Origin of the sequence: Thiomicrospira microaerophila (assembly GCF_023278225.1) — a bacterium.
GTDB classification, from domain to species: domain Bacteria; phylum Pseudomonadota; class Gammaproteobacteria; order Thiomicrospirales; family Thiomicrospiraceae; genus Thiomicrospira; species Thiomicrospira microaerophila_A.
In genome coordinates, this window is sequence record NZ_CP070959.1 from 456,254 (window position 1) to 472,635 (window position 16,382).

At 44.0% G+C, this 16,382-nt stretch carries 15 protein-coding genes; 9 read left to right on the forward strand and 6 right to left on the reverse strand.

The annotated features are described in order from the left end of the window. The first annotated feature begins 46 nt into the window (after positions 1 to 46). Positions 47 to 1,000 (forward strand): hypothetical protein, encoded by a 954-nt coding sequence (locus JX580_RS02150; protein ID WP_248851156.1) that lies wholly within the window; start codon positions 47 to 49, stop codon positions 998 to 1,000. After that, positions 990 to 1,448, forward strand: a complete 459-nt coding sequence (locus tag JX580_RS02155) for a hypothetical protein (RefSeq protein ID WP_248851157.1) — start codon at positions 990 to 992, stop codon at positions 1,446 to 1,448. Before JX580_RS02150 ends, JX580_RS02155 begins: the two co-directional genes overlap by 11 nt. Positions 1,449 to 1,453: 5 nt before the next feature. Here the strand turns inward: JX580_RS02155 and JX580_RS02160 are convergent, their stop codons facing one another. Next, positions 1,454 to 2,635, reverse strand: a complete 1,182-nt coding sequence (locus tag JX580_RS02160; RefSeq protein ID WP_248851158.1) for a pyridoxal phosphate-dependent aminotransferase — start codon at positions 2,633 to 2,635, stop codon at positions 1,454 to 1,456. Positions 2,636 to 2,786: 151 nt separating this feature from the next. Here JX580_RS02160 and uvrB point away from each other — a divergent pair, with 151 nt between their 5' ends. The 3 genes from uvrB to JX580_RS02175 are packed head-to-tail and all read left to right on the forward strand — an operon-like array spanning position 2,787 to position 6,810. Continuing rightward, complete coding sequence (gene uvrB / locus JX580_RS02165; protein WP_248851159.1) at positions 2,787 to 4,823, forward strand: excinuclease ABC subunit UvrB; 2,037 nt, start codon at positions 2,787 to 2,789, stop codon at positions 4,821 to 4,823. A 30-nt stretch (positions 4,824 to 4,853) separates the two neighbouring features. After that, positions 4,854 to 5,720: a L,D-transpeptidase Cds6 family protein gene (locus JX580_RS02170; RefSeq protein WP_248851160.1), complete on the forward strand. Its 867-nt coding sequence runs from the start codon at positions 4,854 to 4,856 to the stop codon at positions 5,718 to 5,720. Continuing rightward, complete coding sequence (locus tag JX580_RS02175; protein WP_248851161.1) at positions 5,710 to 6,810, forward strand: L,D-transpeptidase family protein; 1,101 nt, start codon at positions 5,710 to 5,712, stop codon at positions 6,808 to 6,810. The genes JX580_RS02170 and JX580_RS02175 overlap by 11 nt, the downstream gene beginning before the upstream one ends. Here JX580_RS02175 and JX580_RS02180 read toward each other — a convergent pair. Both JX580_RS02180 and JX580_RS02185 read right to left on the reverse strand, forming a co-directional pair. Continuing rightward, on the reverse strand, positions 6,807 to 7,679 hold the full coding sequence (locus JX580_RS02180; protein WP_248851162.1) for a M14 family zinc carboxypeptidase: 873 nt from the start codon (positions 7,677 to 7,679) through the stop codon (positions 6,807 to 6,809). The genes JX580_RS02175 and JX580_RS02180 overlap by 4 nt on opposite strands. Before the next feature lie 7 nt (positions 7,680 to 7,686). Then, the gene (locus JX580_RS02185) at positions 7,687 to 8,730 is read right to left on the reverse strand and encodes a type IV pilus twitching motility protein PilT (RefSeq protein ID WP_248851163.1); all 1,044 of its coding nucleotides are present in this window, start codon (positions 8,728 to 8,730) and stop codon (positions 7,687 to 7,689) included. A 146-nt stretch (positions 8,731 to 8,876) separates the two neighbouring features. On the opposite strand from JX580_RS02185, the gene JX580_RS02190 reads away from it, so the two are divergent. Beyond that, positions 8,877 to 9,530, forward strand: a complete 654-nt coding sequence (locus tag JX580_RS02190) for a response regulator (RefSeq protein ID WP_248851164.1) — start codon at positions 8,877 to 8,879, stop codon at positions 9,528 to 9,530. On the opposite strand, the gene JX580_RS02195 is transcribed toward JX580_RS02190, so the two are convergent. Together JX580_RS02195 and JX580_RS02200 are read right to left on the reverse strand one after the other, a co-directional pair. Continuing rightward, on the reverse strand, positions 9,527 to 9,949 hold the full coding sequence (locus JX580_RS02195) for a DNA polymerase III subunit chi (protein ID WP_248851165.1): 423 nt from the start codon (positions 9,947 to 9,949) through the stop codon (positions 9,527 to 9,529). The two genes, JX580_RS02190 and JX580_RS02195, sit on opposite strands and share 4 nt — an antisense overlap. Before the next feature lie 3 nt (positions 9,950 to 9,952). Next, on the reverse strand, positions 9,953 to 11,440 hold the full coding sequence (locus JX580_RS02200) for a leucyl aminopeptidase (RefSeq protein ID WP_248851166.1): 1,488 nt from the start codon (positions 11,438 to 11,440) through the stop codon (positions 9,953 to 9,955). Between the two features lie 74 nt (positions 11,441 to 11,514). Between JX580_RS02200 and lptF the strand changes: the two genes are divergently transcribed. Next, entirely contained in the window at positions 11,515 to 12,585 is a 1,071-nt protein-coding gene (gene lptF, locus JX580_RS02205; protein WP_248851167.1) for an LPS export ABC transporter permease LptF, read from the forward strand. Next, complete coding sequence (gene lptG / locus JX580_RS02210; RefSeq protein ID WP_248851168.1) at positions 12,585 to 13,679, forward strand: LPS export ABC transporter permease LptG; 1,095 nt, start codon at positions 12,585 to 12,587, stop codon at positions 13,677 to 13,679. The genes lptF and lptG overlap by 1 nt, the downstream gene beginning before the upstream one ends. A 61-nt stretch (positions 13,680 to 13,740) precedes the next feature. On the opposite strand, the gene JX580_RS02215 is transcribed toward lptG, so the two are convergent. Continuing rightward, positions 13,741 to 15,315: an inorganic phosphate transporter gene (locus JX580_RS02215; RefSeq protein ID WP_248851169.1), complete on the reverse strand. Its 1,575-nt coding sequence runs from the start codon at positions 15,313 to 15,315 to the stop codon at positions 13,741 to 13,743. Between the two features lie 208 nt (positions 15,316 to 15,523). On the opposite strand from JX580_RS02215, the gene JX580_RS02220 reads away from it, so the two are divergent. Next, the gene (locus JX580_RS02220; RefSeq protein ID WP_248851170.1) at positions 15,524 to 16,381 is read left to right on the forward strand and encodes a 23S rRNA (adenine(2030)-N(6))-methyltransferase RlmJ; all 858 of its coding nucleotides are present in this window, start codon (positions 15,524 to 15,526) and stop codon (positions 16,379 to 16,381) included. The last annotated feature ends 1 nt before the right edge of the window (position 16,382 follow it).

Consider the following 16,382-nt stretch of genomic DNA (forward strand, 5'->3'; position numbering starts at 1 on the left):
AGTTGTTCTATAATTCAGCTATAGAGAACTATTAAGGTTTGTGCGGATGGCAGATACTAGATCGATAAATAATAGACGTTTTTTTCGGTTGGATATACCGCTTCATACACATCTTATGCCTTCAGAACTGTCTCAAATGGCTGAGTTCTACTCTCCGCAAGCGACTTACTTACATACGCACCTTAAGCGCCAGCTTGATATAAAACAGCAAGAGGTGGAGTTTTGGCTGCATAAGGTTGAGTCAGATGTTGAACTGGTAAAGTTACTTTATAAGGATATCTTGTTAAGAACCGGTTTTTTTACTGGAGCAATCCAAAGTCTTGAAAAGGGTGTGTCACCTTTTCGGCTTGAGGAGTATGCCGACTTGTTTGATCAGGTTAAGTCTGAAAATCAGCATTTAGAAGCCTATCATGATTCAGCACCAAAAACCTATGGCTTTTTTAAAGCGATTGAAAGTAAGTTACGTTTCTATCTAGCTGAATTACATTTTTTGACGCGCTCTTCTGATAGAAGCCATATTGTTTTTCGACACCTGCTGTTTGATAAAAAGTTACAAGCCGACCTCAATCTTCAAACCCTTTCCAGTTCTAAGTTTGATGAATTTCCGTTGCCTCGTTTTATCCGAGCAGTCAGTGAATATGTAAACCTAATTCTACTCCCCTTCGTTCGTTGGCAAAGGGATGCGGTATTAAAGCGCTATCCTTCTAAATGGTTAAAAGATGTTGTCAATCTTAGTGAAGGGGGCGCAGCATTGGTTTTAGATAGGGTCTTATCACCAGCAAAGCCCGTTTGTTTTGCTTTTTATCCAGAATGGAGTCAGCAGGTAATAGGTTTAAAGGCTTATCTAGTTGAGCCGCCTGCTTACTGCCAAAATAAGCAAGGTTATATCACAAAGATAAATTTTGATATGCCCACGCGCAACAAGCAGATGACGATCAGTCGATGGCTAAATCAATTTGAGATCAGTAGCATCTATGGAGGAGATAGTATTGCTGGATAAATACTACGCTATTGAATTGGCCTTTTTAAGGGAATTGCCTACTAAATATCAGTCGGCATGTCGTTTGATTTTAACACACGAACCTTTTTCTTCTATCTATTACAGCAAGGGCAACCTTGAGGTATTTAGCAAGTATTTTCAAGCTCATTTGCCCGATACATCGGACGTTGATTTAGTTTATAAACGGCTGGTGTTGATAAAATTGACCTATCTCAATCCATCGTTTTTTGAACTTGATGAACTTAAGTGGATGCTTGTTACGGCGAGTGAAATGCTGGAACGGCCCAATGCATCGATGAATGAGATACAGGAAGAAATGCAATACGATTATCCTGTTTTTAGTCAATGGTTGTCACGATGTTTGCAGTGTATGCAAAGGGGAGGCGCTAAAATAGAGGCCGGCGTAGTTAAGGATACGCCGGACAAAGATATGGCTTGGTGTAAATGAAAGTATTAATTACGCATAAAATTATCGATGCGGTCAAGTGCGTTTTCTAGCAGTGTCATGCTGGTTGCAAATGAAATACGTAGATAACCTTCAGCCCCAAATCCGGAGCCTGGAACAGCTGCGACATCAACCTGCTCTAGAATGGCATTAGCTAAGTCGGCATCTGTCTCAAATCCTTTCATTTTCATGGCCTCAGAGACGTTAATGAACATGTAAAAAGCCCCATCGGCGGGTAAGCATTTAAAACCAGGAATTTGGTTGATACGTTTTACAACGAAGTCGTGACGCTCTTTAAACGCGGTTAACATGGTTTGAATGCATGTTTGAGTGCCATTTAACGCTGCAACCGATGCCGCTTGAGAAATTGAGCAGGGGTTGGATGTGCTTTGAGACTGAACTGTTTTCATGGCTTTAATATAATGGGCTGGCCCACCTGCATAGCCAATTCTCCAACCGGTCATTGAGTAGGCCTTGGATACACCGTTTAAAACTAACGTACGATTTTTTAACTCAGGGCAGACTTCGAGAATATTGGTGAACTGAATCTCGCCTAGTATGATATGTTCATACATATCATCAGATGCTATTAGGATGTTAGGGTGTTGGAGCAGAACATTCGCTAGAGATTTAAGTTCATCAGCCGTGTAGATTGCACCGGTAGGGTTGGACGGGCTGTTAATCACAACCATGCGCGTTTTGTTTGTAATTGCGTTAGATAGCTGTTCGGCTGTGATTTTAAAATTCTGTTCAATCCCCGTTTCGATAATAACGGGTTCACCGCCGGCTAACAATGCCATATCTGGGTAGGATACCCAGTAGGGTGCTGGAATAATGACTTCATCACCCTCGTTAAGCACGGCTTGACATAGGTTGTAGAAACTCTGTTTACCACCACTGGAAACTAAAATTTCATTTAATTCATAATCTAAACCATTGTCGCGTTTAAACTTTGCTTGGATAGCCTGTTTTAATTCGGTGGTGCCATCTACGGCTGTGTAACGCGTTTGTCCTTGCTGGATAGCCTGAATGCCAGCTGTTTTGATGTGTTCAGGGGTGTCAAAATCGGGTTCACCCGCGCCTAGACTGATGATATCTTTTCCGGCACGTTTTAGTTCTCCGGCTTTTGCGGATATAACGAGGGTTAAAGAAGGTTTTACTCGGTTAACGCGATCGGAAAGCAAGGCCATTTCTCTCTCTCAGGTTTGTATAATAAGCCGCTAAATCAGATGCAGCTAAATGGGCTGATAAATAAATTTAAAAATAAGCTCATTATTTTACTGTATTTAAGTGTTTTTTAAATAAAAATTCGCGTTTCAACACAAAAATTTAAGGATCTTTATGCGTAAGACTTTTGAAATGGTTTCTTCATATCAACCCGCTGGTGATCAACCCGCTGCGATAGCAGGCCTGGTTGAAGGATTGCAAGATGGTGAAGCCTTTCAGACTTTATTGGGTGTAACGGGTTCAGGTAAGACCTATACCATCGCGAATGTGATTAAAACTGTGCAGCGTCCAACCATTATTATGGCACACAACAAAACCCTCGCTGCGCAGCTTTATGGCGAGATGAAAGGCTTCTTTCCGAATAACGCGGTGGAATATTTTGTGTCTTACTATGATTATTATCAGCCTGAAGCTTATGTTCCTGCTTCAGATACCTATATTGCTAAGGATGCGTCGGTTAATGAACAAATCGAGCAGCTAAGGTTGTCCGCGACTAAGGCCTTGATGGAGCGCGAAGATGTGATTTTGATCGCCACGGTTTCGGCCATCTATGGCTTGGGGGATCCGGATCAATATTTAAGCATGATGTTGCAATTACGTTTGGGCGATAAAATCAGCCAGCGTGATATTTTAGTGCGTTTAGCCACCATGCAATATAGTCGGAATGACTTTGAGATGTATCGAGGAACCTTTCGGGTGCGTGGCGATGTGATTGATGTTTATCCCGCTGAAGCCGAACAGTATGCGGTGCGTATTGAATTGTTTGATGACGAGGTCGAGGCATTAAGCTGGTTTGACCCGTTGACTGGCGAAATCATCAGCAAGGTTACGCGTATTAGTGTTTATCCTAAGTCGCATTATGTTACGCCACGTGAGCGCGTGATCGAGACCATTGAAAAGGTAAAAGTCGAACTTAAAGCGCGTTTGGATGAGTTGCGCAGTTTAAATAAATTAGTTGAAGCCCAACGGCTTGAAGAACGGACACGTTTGGATATCGAAATGATGATGGAGTTGGGCTATTGTCAAGGGATTGAAAACTACTCACGTTATTTGTCTGGGCGTGGGGAAGGTGAAGCACCGCCGACCTTGATTGATTATTTGCCTAAAAACGCCTTGATGGTGATTGATGAAAGCCATGTCACGATTCCGCAGATTGGCGGCATGTATAAGGGGGATCGTTCGCGCAAAGAAAACCTTGTCAATTATGGATTTCGCTTGCCATCGGCGATGGATAACCGACCGATGAAATTTGACGAGTTTGAAAAACTGATGCCGCAAACCATTTTTGTGTCTGCGACACCGGCGGTTTATGAGAAACAGCATAGTTCGAAAATTGTTGAACAGGTGGTGCGCCCAACAGGCCTGCTTGATCCTTTATTAGAGGTGCGGCCTGCGACTACTCAGGTTGATGATTTATTGGGTGAAATTCGCTTATGTGTTGATAAAGGTCAGCGTGTGCTGGTGACCACGCTGACCAAGCGGATGGCGGAAGATTTAACCGACTATTTGGAAGATCATCAAGTCCGGGTACGTTATTTGCATTCGGATATCGATACGGTGGAGCGTATTGAGATTATTCGTGATTTACGGCAAGGTGAGTTTGATGTATTGGTAGGCATTAACCTGTTGCGTGAAGGTTTGGATATTCCCGAAGTGGCGCTGGTGGCGATTTTGGATGCGGATAAAGAAGGGTTTTTACGTTCTGAGCGGTCTTTGATTCAAACGATTGGCCGGGCAGCGCGAAATACCGAAGGCAGAGCGATTTTGTATGCCGATAAACGTACCAAGTCGATGGAGTTAGCCATTAGTGAATCGGAAAGACGCCGAGAAAAACAAATTGCATTTAACTTACAGCAGGGCATTACGCCAACTGCGCTAAATAAAAAAGTAACGGATATTCTTGAGCATTCGCCCTATGCGAGTAAACCGGGCAGAAAAGGGACAGACTTGAAGGTTGCTGAAAGCAACGGGGGCTACGGTGACTTGGACTTAGCCAAGCTGAAACCCGCTGAGCTGGCTAAAATGATTAAACAGACTGAAAAAGCCATGTATGCAGCGGCTAAGTCTTTGAATTTTGAAGAGGCTGCGCAATTAAGAGATGAGTTAAAACAACTTAAAGCAGGGATGGTCGGTATAGGTAATTTAAGGTAGAATACCACGAATTAAAAGGAAATATGTTCTGTGAAATCAATTAAGTTTTTTATTGTTTTATTAAGTGTGTTGTTCTGGCTAAAGCCTGTTGTTGCTGATCAGGCGGCACTGGATATTCAAGGGTTAATTGATGCGGGCCAGTTTTCTGTTGCTCAGCAACGTTTGGCGACAGATGAAATTTCAGCGTTTCAACAGGGCTATTTGCAGGGCTGGTTGGCTTTAAAACAAAATCAACGACAAAAAGCGCTTGAAATCTGGCAAGAATTGCGAAAAAGCTACCCTAACCATTTAGCTCTGGGTAACAACGTGTCGGTTTTGCTTATGGAGAATAATAAATTTGATGAAGCTCTGACTATTTTAGAGCAAACATTGCATGCTGATCGGGAAGTGTCTAAGGCATTGGATAATCTCAACAAGATATACAGTTTTCAGGCGCAAAAAGCCTATAACAATGTATTTAAGAGAATCGAACCCAGTTTGCCAAAAGGAACGTTTTTAGCGCTTACAGAGTCACGTGCAGATGTAGTGGTTGTGGAGTCAGGCTTTGCTGATCGAGATCAAGTGCTTGAAGCAGTAGAAACTTGGCGCCAGGCTTGGTCAAGTCAAAACGTACGTGCTTATCTTCAGGCTTATCATCCAGATTTTTTGCCACCTCAGGGGCAGTCGATTGCGGCCTGGCGCAATGCTCGAACACGTAGTGTTTCAAATCCAAGGTTTATAGATGTGTTTGTTTCCGACGTTCAGTTGTTCGCAATTGATGAAGACAATGTGCGTATTCAATTTACTCAGCGCTATCGGTCTGATCGTTTTCAAGACGAGGTGGTTAAAGTATTGTTGATGACTAAATCTAAAACAGGTTGGAAGATTATTCAAGAGACCGTGATTCATGAAAATTAAACAGTTGAAGTTGAGTGCTGCGCTAGGGTTGTCCTTGTTTACGGTTATGTCTTCGTCGCTAAGTGCTCAGGATACGACCAAAGCGCCGACCAAACAGGCCGAAATGATGGTGGTTGAGTCATTAAGGTATCTTGATCAGTTGCGTTTAAATGATGCTCTAAATGTCGTTTCGGAATTGACGGAACTCCATCCGGACTACCATTTGGCACAGATGCTAAGGGCTGACTTATTATCAATACGCGCCGGTAACTTTGATTTACTAGCTCGGGTGCAAGAGCTTTATCCGATTACTTCGGGACGGTTACGTAATGAAGCTGAGGTGCGCTGGCAGTATGCCCATACAGATGATGCAGTGGCAGAAATGGTGCTACATTCTAGTGTTTTGAAGGTCGGTCAGCAGCCACATCTAGTTTTGATTAATCTCGCTAAAAGTAGGTTGTATCTTTATGAAAACCGCCTAGGTGAACTGCACTTGTTGGCTAGTTATTACATTTCTATGGGAACTGGGGGCGCGGGTAAACAGCGAGAGGGTGATAGAAAAACGCCTATAGGGGTTTACCATATTACAGATTGGGTTCCGGGTCAGCGGCTGGCCGATCTTTACGGATTTGGTGCGCTGCCATTAGATTATCCTAATATTTGGGATCAGGCACAGGGTCGAACAGGGCATGGTATTTGGTTACACGGTACACCGAGTAATACGTTTAGTCGCCCGCCAATGTCTAGCCAAGGATGTGTGGTGCTAAATAATGATGAAATGTCATCGTTAGTGACGCAGTTTAACGTCGGTTTAGCGACCCCAGTTCTTATTCTAAACGACGATACAGATTTGCAATTTTATGAATCTGAAAAGATTGAGGTTTTAACCGAAGTGAATGCTTGGTTGGTGGATCAAAAAATCGCTTTTGATTGGCAGCAAGTAAGCGTATACCGCTATCCTGATGAACAGGGATTGTATTATGCGACTTTTCCTTCAAAGGAAAAGCCCGACCATTTGGTGCACCAGTATTGGCGTAGAGGTCATGACGGGGGCTGGCAGCTAGTCTTGCAAACACTTCATCCTAAGCGTGTTGAGACACGTTTGTCTTAAAAGTCACGCTCATAGGGCATGAGCTTGCTTTCAATCCAGTCGTTCATGTCCTGCCATATTTGTAACATATCCTGTTCGTTGGGAAGCCGGCCTGCCGATTCTAACTCAATGGTTAATACCGGTATGTCCAAATACTCGCCCGCATAGCGCCCAAGAGAGCCAGGAAAGGTTCCTAGCTGCCGAAGTTCTAAATGTCCCATTTTATCGGGTCGAGCAAAGTCAGGACCATCATAGTCCAATAAGCCATAGGGTGCGTGGATTGAGATAATCGCATCGGGTTGAAAGGCTTTGATGATACTGACTTGCCATTGAGTTTCTGGTTCGCTGGCTGCCTCAGTTCCCGGAAAGCGTCGTGGGTTGCTGCGTGCGTGTTTTACCCAGTACTTATGCGCAGCTTCATTCCAGTCTGGTGTCGGGAAGTTTCGATTAAGGTCGACACCATTTGCATTTTCTCGGGTAGCACGAGGTTGTTTAAATAAACCGTCAGGATTAGCAAGCGGTAAAAATAACCAGTGGTGCTCAAGGTTTTCTGGATAAGCTTGCATGGCTTTCATCCACAAATAACTGATGCTGATTGCAGAGTATTCGTCGCCATGAACGCCGCCAATCGCCAAGACACGAGCTTTAGGCCGTTGATTTTTAGGGGGTAAAAATTCACGATGAAGAAGCGGTCTTGCCTCCACACTATTGTGACCTGAATAGAGAAGGTTAAAACCCAAGCAGCCTTCGTATTCAACGGTTCTGAGTTTATTGGACCACTCTAAACAAAAAGCCTGGTAGTCTAAATCTTGGATTGGGTTGCCTAAGTTGGCATTAACGAAATTAGTATAAAAAATTAGACTGATAAATAAATAGAAAAACTTAAACACGAAACGCTTAACCCTCGGTAAAAAGACTTTTGTTTATGGCGTATTTGCGCGCCTCAGATAAATCTATTTTACCTTGATTCACCAATTGAAGTAAGTTTTGTTCAAGAGTTTGCATGCCTTGTTGATTCGATATTTGGATAGTCGAATACATTTGAGGTACCTTGTCTTCGCGAATCAGGTTTCTAATCGCAGGGGTGCCGAGCATGATTTCATGAGCAGCAATGCGTCCGCCATCAATTTTTTTAATTAATGTTTGAGAAATAACCGCTCGAATTGACTCAGATATCATAGAGCGAACCATTTCTTTTTCAGCTGCTGGAAACACATCAATAATACGATATATAGTTTTTGCCGCAGAGCTAGTGTGGAGGGTTCCAAACACCAAATGACCGGTTTCGGCAGCGGTTAGTGCGAGTTGAATGGTTTCAAGGTCGCGCATCTCGCCAACTAGAATCACATCCGGATCTTCGCGAAGTGCAGAACGTAGTGCATTCTTAAAGCTATGGGTATCGCGGTGAACTTCACGTTGGTTGATGAGGCTTTTTGCTGATTTGTGGACAAATTCAACAGGGTCTTCAATCGTAATAATGTGTGAGCTATGGTGTTTGTTAATGTAGTCGATCATAGCGGCTAGCGTTGTAGATTTACCGGAGCCAGTAGGCCCTGTTACTAGCACGATCCCATTAGGGTGGTTACAAATGTTTTTAAAAATATCTGGGGCACCAAGGTCTTCAAGACTTAAAACCCTACTAGGGATGGTTCTGAAAACAGCTCCCATACCACGGCTATGCTGGAATACGTTGACACGAAAGCGAGCAATATCAGCTATTTCAAAAGAAAAGTCTGCTTCGAGGTGCTGCTCAAATGTAGTAATTTGGTCTCCAGTCATGACGCTATATAGCATTTCCTTGACTGTTTTTGCATCCAGTACAGGTGAGTTGACACGACGAATGTCGCCACTAATACGTATTACCGGTGGCATGCCTGCAGAAATGTGTAGGTCTGATGCGGTTTGCTGAACACTAAATTCAAGAAGCTGGATAATATCCATATCGGCAGTCCATTTGTTTTTATCGGTTAAATTATAAAGTGAATATTGAATTATTGCTAAAAAACATGCCGCTATTTTTCAATGTTATAATTAAGAAATAAAAGTGTATTCAAAAGCTAGTAAATTAATAGAAATAAGGGTTCGAAATGGCTGATAGCAATCAAGTACTGATCGTCGAGGACGATGAGGCATTAAGTAAAATGATTGGGCTGTTGCTCAGGGGGAAGGGCTATGAGGTTTTTGAGGCGATTAACTTGGCGTCAGCAAAACGGGTTTTAAACTCAAAACCGGATTTAAAGTGTGTTATTCAAGATTTGGGTCTGCCGCCTAAACCGGATTCAACAGAAGCTGGTTTAAAAATCATGGAAGAGTTATTGGCCTTAAAACCGACGCTGAAAATTATTGTTTTAACCGGTCAGGATAAAGAGCAGGCCGCTGCTGAAGCAATTCGACGCGGTGCGTTTGACTTCCTGCAAAAGCCCATTGCAATGGATGCGTTAATGAGTTCGCTTGAGCGGGCCTTTCTTTATTTTGATACCGAAAAGGATCTCTCTTTGCAAGGGTGCTTTTCAGTTCAGTTAAATACAGAACTAGATGTTTCTGGTTTAAAAGAGAGTAAGGATGAATTCGAATATAAATTGCTTAAGCGCGTCTTAGATGAGGAGAACTATCATATTTCTAGTACCGCCAAGCGTTTAGGCGTTAAACGGGAAAACTTGTATTACCTTTTCCGCAAGCATGATATTGATCCTGAGTGGGTACATAAGATGAATTTTGACAAAAACAAGGCTGCTGACTAAAAACCAATTTTATGAACCACTGGTTCTAATCCAAGTGATTTATATTGACGCCAGCGTTGGCGACCTTTTTCGATCAGTTCGTCAGACTGGTCGAGTAACTCTATGATGCGTTGATAAGCTTTAAACCCATCATAGAAATCAGGGTGTAGATTAATCAACACATCCTTGCAAGGATGTATGATTTGGTCACCATATAGCTGGATTGGCGCATCAATATTTTGCTCTACTCCGTGGGGAATATAGCTGTGAGGAGGTTCACACCAAAGCTTTTGGTCAAAGCGTTGTGCGTCTTGCAACTGGACAAAACGCACATCAACTTGCCGAGCTTGTTGCTGTGCTTTGTTAAGCAGTTTAACCAAAAACGCTTCACGCTCATTAAAGCTACTTGAGTTAAGCACATAAAACACCAGCTCGTTCATAGTTTAACCACGTGCCTGCTGCAAAATAAATTCCACCAACATTGGCACCGGACGACCTGAAGCGCCTTTGTTGGCGCCGGATTGCCATGCAGTGCCGGCGATATCTAAATGCGCCCATTTAACCTCTTGGGTAAAGCGTGCGAGAAATTGGGCGGCGGTAATGGTGCCGCCTTCACGACCACCAATATTCGCCATGTCGGCAAAGTTAGACTTGAGTTGCTCATCCCATTCTTCGCCTAGCGGCAATTGCCAGCAACGGTCATAGGTTTGACGTCCAGAGGCAAGGAGTTGTTCTATCAAGGTTTGATCATTACCGAGCACACCGGATACATGATTGCCCAATGCGATGATACATGCGCCGGTTAGCGTGGCAATATCTATCACCAGGCCTGGTTGATAGGTTTGTTGCGCATAGGTCAGTGCATCACATAAAATCAAACGGCCTTCGGCATCGGTATTCAGGATTTCAATGGTTTGACCAGAAAGCGAGCGCACTACATCGCCGGGTTTAATTGCGTTGCCAGAAGGCATATTTTCTGTCGCTGGAATAACTCCGACCACGTTAATTGAAGGCTTTAGTTCTGCTAGGGCTTGGAATACACCGATGACGGTAGCTGCACCACCCATGTCATATTTCATCTCGTCCATACTGGCACCGGGTTTCAGCGAAATACCGCCGGTGTCAAAGGTTACCCCTTTGCCAACTAAGGCAATAGGTGCTTGATCAGCGCTGCCCCCTTGGTATTCAATACAAATCATTTTTGGTGGTGTATCTGTGCCTTGCGCTACGGCCATAAAGCTGCCCATGCCCATGTCTATCATTTGCTGGCGTTCAAGTATCGTCACCTTAAACCCCGCTTGTTTGCCAAGCTGAATCGCTGTGTCGGCTAGATAGCTTGGGGTGCAGAAGTTGCTCGGCATATTGGCCAAGTCTTGGGTTAGCGCCATACCTATCGCGGTAGCCTGGCCTTGTTGAATGGCCTGTTGATGGCTGTCGTTATTTTCAGCCATAAAGCAGAGTTGCGCAAGGTGGGGGTTTTTGGGCTTGTGTTCACCACGGCTTTCATGGTTATAGTCATAAAAACTGCGCTGTAGGATAAGGCTGTTTTGGTAAAGGCTCCAGTTTTGTAATTGACCTTTCGGTGTCGCCAAATGCGTGGTATCTAATACGCGCGTTGCGCCTGAGTTTTCAAGTGTTTTAGCCATCGCTTGAATGGCTGAGAGATAGCCTTTTTCAGTCAATTTGCTGAGTTCCCCCATGCCTACAAGTAATAGGCGAGGACAGGCAAGTTGGCTTACCTGATGAAGCATGAGGGTCTGAGCCGGTTTTCCTTTAAAATCATCTTGTTTATCTAAGGCTTCAATCAAACCATTAATTCCAAAGTCAGCCGCGGCACTAATCGTTTGCCCTTCGCTGAATACTGGGATTATTAGCGTATCGAACTGGTTTAGTTGGGGTTTGGTATTCAATTCAAATTGGATTTTTTTCATTGTTTATTTCCTTAGACAGCGATTAACTTATAATGACAAATAATATTTTCATTTTAACCTGAGTGGTTTCATTTTTGCGGATTCTCGATAAATATCTTTACAAAGAACTTACCTATACTTTGTTGGCTGTGTTGGCTGTGTTGTTGTTAGTGAGTTTTGGTACCGAAACAACACGGGTATTGACGATGGCGATTGAAGGGCGCATTCCAGTGAATGTCGTTTTTCAGGTATTAATGCTAAAACTTCCTGCTGCGCTTGAAGTGATTTTGCCGTTAGCAGTGTTGTTGGCGGTGATGTTAGCGATTGGGCGTTTATATCAGGATCAGGAAATGGTCGTTTTTCGAAGTTGTGGTATTGCTGAAAGCTATTTTCAAAAGCAAGTGGCCATTTTTCTGGTGCCATGGGTACTGATTACTGCTTTTATTACGCTGTGGTTAACGCCTTGGGCAGCGCAGATGGAACGACAGGTTATTGAGCAGGCTCAGGTTGAGGCTCCATTGGCAGGCTTGGTAGCAGGACGTTTTAATGTGATACCTAATAATAATGGTGTGCTCTATGCCCGCGAGATTGATTCGAATGGTCTTATGCAGGAAGTTTGGATTAGACTTGGTGAGCAGCGTGGATGGACGGTATTGAGCGCGCCTGAAGGACGTTTTGAATTGATTGAAGGGCGCTTAGCTTTAGTTCTGTTAAAAGGCTACAGTTATGAAGGTCTCAAGCAAACTGATGAGCTTAACGTTAGACAGTTTGATAGCTTGGCTTTATTTTTACCAGACTTTGAGCCGGGTAATGTTCGTTTACGAAAGCGTGAATTAACAACTTCGACACTTTGGCAGAGCAAAGAGCCTGCCCATTACGCATTGTTGCAGTGGCGTGTTGTTCTACCTATCAGCATATTGGTTTTAGGCTTGTTAGCATTGAAAATGAGTAAAACTCAACCTCGACAAGGACGTTTTGCCAAAATTTTTATCGCGATTATTCTATATGTGATCTATATTCAACTTCTGGCGACTACCGAGGATGCCTTGGCAAAGGAAAAATTAAGTTTATGGATAGGAATGTGGTGGATTCCTTTAATATTCAGTTTTTTTGTTTTTACAGACTTGGGTGCTATTAAGCGTCGTTTAATCAGGAAAATAACCTAATGAATCGAATCGAATGGTACCTGGGGAAAGTGATTATTAGCCATACGTTTTTGGTTTTGTTCGTGCTGCTGATTATCTTTGCGTTTACTGAGTTTATGAATCAGATTGCGCGTTTAGATCAGCATTACACATTGGCCTTGGCAAGTCTTTACACATTACTGAAAATGCCAGTGTATGGCTATGAGGTTTTTCCAATAGCCTTGTTGATTGGAACCTTAATGGGATTGGGAGGCTTGGCCAATCATGCTGAGCTAACGATTTTAAGGGTAACCGGATGGTCTATCACTCGCATTTTAGTTGCTGTGATGAAAACAGCACTTGTAGTATGGTTGTTGGTTGCCGCGTTTGGGGAATGGGTTGCTCCTAAAACTGAAGGGTTGGCCAATCAGCTGCGTGCTGAAGCTCTGCAAAGGGGTATTTCATTAGGCGGCAGTTCAGGTTTTTGGATGAAAGAGCCAGATCGTTTGATTCATGTAGATAGTGTTGTGGCTTCAGATAGAATGCAGGGTATTACTATTTATCAAATGCACCAGGGTCGAGTAATCGGTGTTATTGAGGCGCACTATGCAAAATATATAAATAATTATTGGTTGTTGAATGATGTGCGCCAACAAACCTTGGAGTTTAAGGCTTATGATAAAGATAGAGGAGAGTGGCCAACATTGATGCGACAGCAGCAGTATCTCGACGAGAAGCAACAGGTCTTTCCGCTGGATCCTACGATGCTTGAACGTTTGCAACTAGATAGTAAATATTTACGTATCGATGAGTTGCACCAGTATATTCGGTTTTTGAAGTTTAATGGTCTAGAGTCAGCGTCTTTTGAGTTAGCGTTTTGGCGCAAACTGGCGGCACCGCTTGTGGTGATTGGCATGATTGCATTGGTTTTCCCGTTGATCTTTGGCTCGCAGCGTCAGGTAAGTATGGGACAGCGCATTTTCTTGGGTACGGTAATTGGTTTAGGGTTTTATCTATTGAATCAGTTGGTTGGAAATTTAACGGTGGTTTATCATTTATCACCGCTGTTAGGGGCGTTTATGCCTTCCTTAATATTGGTTTTCACAGCGTTTTTTTTGCTTAAGCGCATAAGGTAGCGGTGCGTTAGAATATAAAAAAGCGTCTTGATGACGCTTTTTTATTTTGAACAGGATGGTTTTATCCAATCATAAACCCACGAATGGCAAAGAAAATACCCGCGGCAATAAGACCTGTTGCGGGAACAGTAATCACCCAAGCCGCGACAACTTTTAGCATAATAGAGCGTTTTACCAGTTCTTGGCGATAGACTTTCTTTAGGCTTTTTCGTTCTTTCTTGGTTAAGTGCGGGTCATGTTCTAAGCTGTGGGCTTTTAGTTCTTGTAATAACCGACCTTTTTCGGGTAAGGAGGCCTTTTCAAAACGACGAATAAAGGCTTCAACGATGGCACGATCCTGTCCTTGGTGATGTTCTTCGATCTGGGCAATCATGCGTGTGTAATTCGCTTTGAGGTACTCACGAAGGAAGCCGACACCAAAAATCGCGCCAATCGTGACATGCGTGGTGCTGACAGGTAAGCCGAGTTGCGAGGCCAAAATAACGGTTAAGGCGGCGGCCATTGCGATACTGTAGGCCCGCATTTGATCAATATCAGTAATTTCCGTACCGACGGTTTTAATCAGTTTGGGGCCGTACAGGGCTAAACCTATGGCAATACCCAGTGCACCAACCACCAGAATCCAAAGTGGAATAGCCGCTTTTGTGCCGGTTGCCGCTTCATGGGTGGTCAGGGCTTCATGAATGGCGGCGAGAGGCCCGACAGCGTTGGCGACATCATTTGAACCGTGAGCAAAACTTAATAAGGCGGCGGCAAAAATCAAAGGGATGGTAAACATCTGATTGACGCCATCTTTGTTGTTGGCATTGATTTTTGAATAACGATTAATCATAGGTCGGGTTAAAAAGTAGACCGCAACGGCTACCAAGGTGCCAACAATAACAGCGGTCACAAACGAGACCTTCATAATCTGACTAAGACCTTTCATCATTAGAAAGGTACCAAACGCCCACCCCATCAGTGCCAGCAACCAAGGAACCATAATTCGCGATGCATCCATCATGTCGGATTTGTAGGTTATAGTGCGTTTAATAAGATAGAGCAGGCCTGCTGCTATCGCTCCGCCAAGCAGCGGGGATATCACCCAGCTCGCTGCAATTTGACCGATGGTGCCCCAGTTGACGATCGCCCAACCAGCCGCAGCAATCCCCGCCCCCATTACGCCACCAATAATTGAATGGGTGGTTGATACCGGTGCACCCACTGCCGTGGCGATATTGAGCCATACGGCGGCGGCCAATAAAGCCGCCATCATTAGCCAGATAAAGGTTTCAACTTCCTCTATGTCATTGGGGTCAATGATACCGCCTTTAATCGTGGTAACAACGTTGCCTCCGGCAATAATCGCCCCCGCCGCCTCAAACACAGCAGCAATAATAATCGCGGTCGTCATGGTCATTGCACGTGAACCTACCGCAGGACCCACGTTATTGGCGACATCGTTCGCGCCAATATTCATCGCCATATAACCACCGATCATCGCAGCGACCACGAGGGTAAAGCTGATATGGCCATAGTTTATAAAGGTGTAAAGAATGACCGCAACGATAAACAAAAGCGCAATGCCAAAGCGCAAGAGTTCGTGACTTGATTTTTTTCCAGCGTCTTCTAAGGACTGGATGTTTTTTAGTTCCATAACTTTCAGCTCGTTTTGATTTGTAAACGCAGATGATTCTATCAGGAAAATTTACATTTTTATGACAGTTTTATTACAAGGAGTCAATCTTAGGTTTGAACTTGATTTGGATTAAATCTTGAAACATCGGCTTGTCTAACGCTTGTTGATTGAGTCGGGTTATAATCGAGGCCAAGTTAAACTTCTATGACAAAGGCTCGAATCCCTTATGCTCAGTTATCGTCACGCTTTTCATGCCGGCAATTTTGCCGATGTTTTAAAACATTTGGTTTTGTTGGAATCCTTGTTTTATTTGACGCAAAAAGACAAGCCTGTTTGGTATGCCGATAGCCATGCTGGCGGGGGTGGTTATGCATTGAATTCGCATCAGGCGCAGAAAAACGCTGAGTTTGTGAATGGGATTGGACGCTTGTGGCAGGCGTCTGATGCACCGCAAGCCGTGGGGCGTTATTTGCAGCAGGTGGCGGCATTTAATCAACAAAATCAATCTACTGATTTGAGTTATTACCCTGGCTCGCCTTGGTTGGCGCAGTCGGTGTTGCGTGAACAGGATCGTTTAAGCTTGTTTGAATTGCATGCGCAAGAAAACCTGATTTTGCAGCAGACCTTAGCTTTAGGCGGACGTGATCGACGGCTTAAGGTGTTTGAACAGGACGGGTTTCAGGGGGTGATTGCACAATTGCCGCCCAAGGAACGTCGCGGACTGGTATTAATCGATCCTTCGTATGAAATAAAAACCGATTATGAACGGGTGGTGGAGGTGTTGGTGCAGGCGCATAAACGTTTTGCAACCGGCAGCTATTTGTTATGGTATCCGGTGGTTGAGCGCCAACGGATTCATCAGTTGGAAAAAGCCTTACGCGCATCGGGTATGCGAAATATCAGTTTGTACGAATTGGGTCTGAGTGATGACACCTCGGGGCGTGGCATGACCGCCAGTGGCATGGTGGTGATTAATCCGCCTTGGACACTGCACGCGACGATGCAGCAGGTTTTGCCTTGGTTGGTGGAACAGCTTGCACCTAAAACCGGATTTTATCGCGCGGACATCTTGGTTGAGGAATAAA

Excerpts from the sequence above, each read along its gene's own strand:
- JX580_RS02185 (WP_248851163.1), bottom strand. The coding sequence starts at position 8,730 with ATGGATATTATCCAGCTTCTTGAATTTAGTGTTCAGCAAACCGCATCA.
- JX580_RS02200 (WP_248851166.1), bottom strand. The coding sequence starts at position 11,440 with ATGAAAAAAATCCAATTTGAATTGAATACCAAACCCCAACTAAACCAG.
- lptG (WP_248851168.1), top strand. The coding sequence starts at position 12,585 with ATGAATCGAATCGAATGGTACCTGGGGAAAGTGATTATTAGCCATACG.
- uvrB (WP_248851159.1), top strand. The coding sequence starts at position 2,787 with ATGCGTAAGACTTTTGAAATGGTTTCTTCATATCAACCCGCTGGTGAT.
- JX580_RS02175 (WP_248851161.1), top strand. The coding sequence starts at position 5,710 with ATGAAAATTAAACAGTTGAAGTTGAGTGCTGCGCTAGGGTTGTCCTTG.
- JX580_RS02220 (WP_248851170.1), top strand. The coding sequence starts at position 15,524 with ATGCTCAGTTATCGTCACGCTTTTCATGCCGGCAATTTTGCCGATGTT.
- JX580_RS02190 (WP_248851164.1), top strand. The coding sequence starts at position 8,877 with ATGGCTGATAGCAATCAAGTACTGATCGTCGAGGACGATGAGGCATTA.
- JX580_RS02160 (WP_248851158.1), bottom strand. The coding sequence starts at position 2,635 with ATGGCCTTGCTTTCCGATCGCGTTAACCGAGTAAAACCTTCTTTAACC.
- JX580_RS02215 (WP_248851169.1), bottom strand. The coding sequence starts at position 15,315 with ATGGAACTAAAAAACATCCAGTCCTTAGAAGACGCTGGAAAAAAATCA.
- JX580_RS02195 (WP_248851165.1), bottom strand. The coding sequence starts at position 9,949 with ATGAACGAGCTGGTGTTTTATGTGCTTAACTCAAGTAGCTTTAATGAG.
- JX580_RS02150 (WP_248851156.1), top strand. The coding sequence starts at position 47 with ATGGCAGATACTAGATCGATAAATAATAGACGTTTTTTTCGGTTGGAT.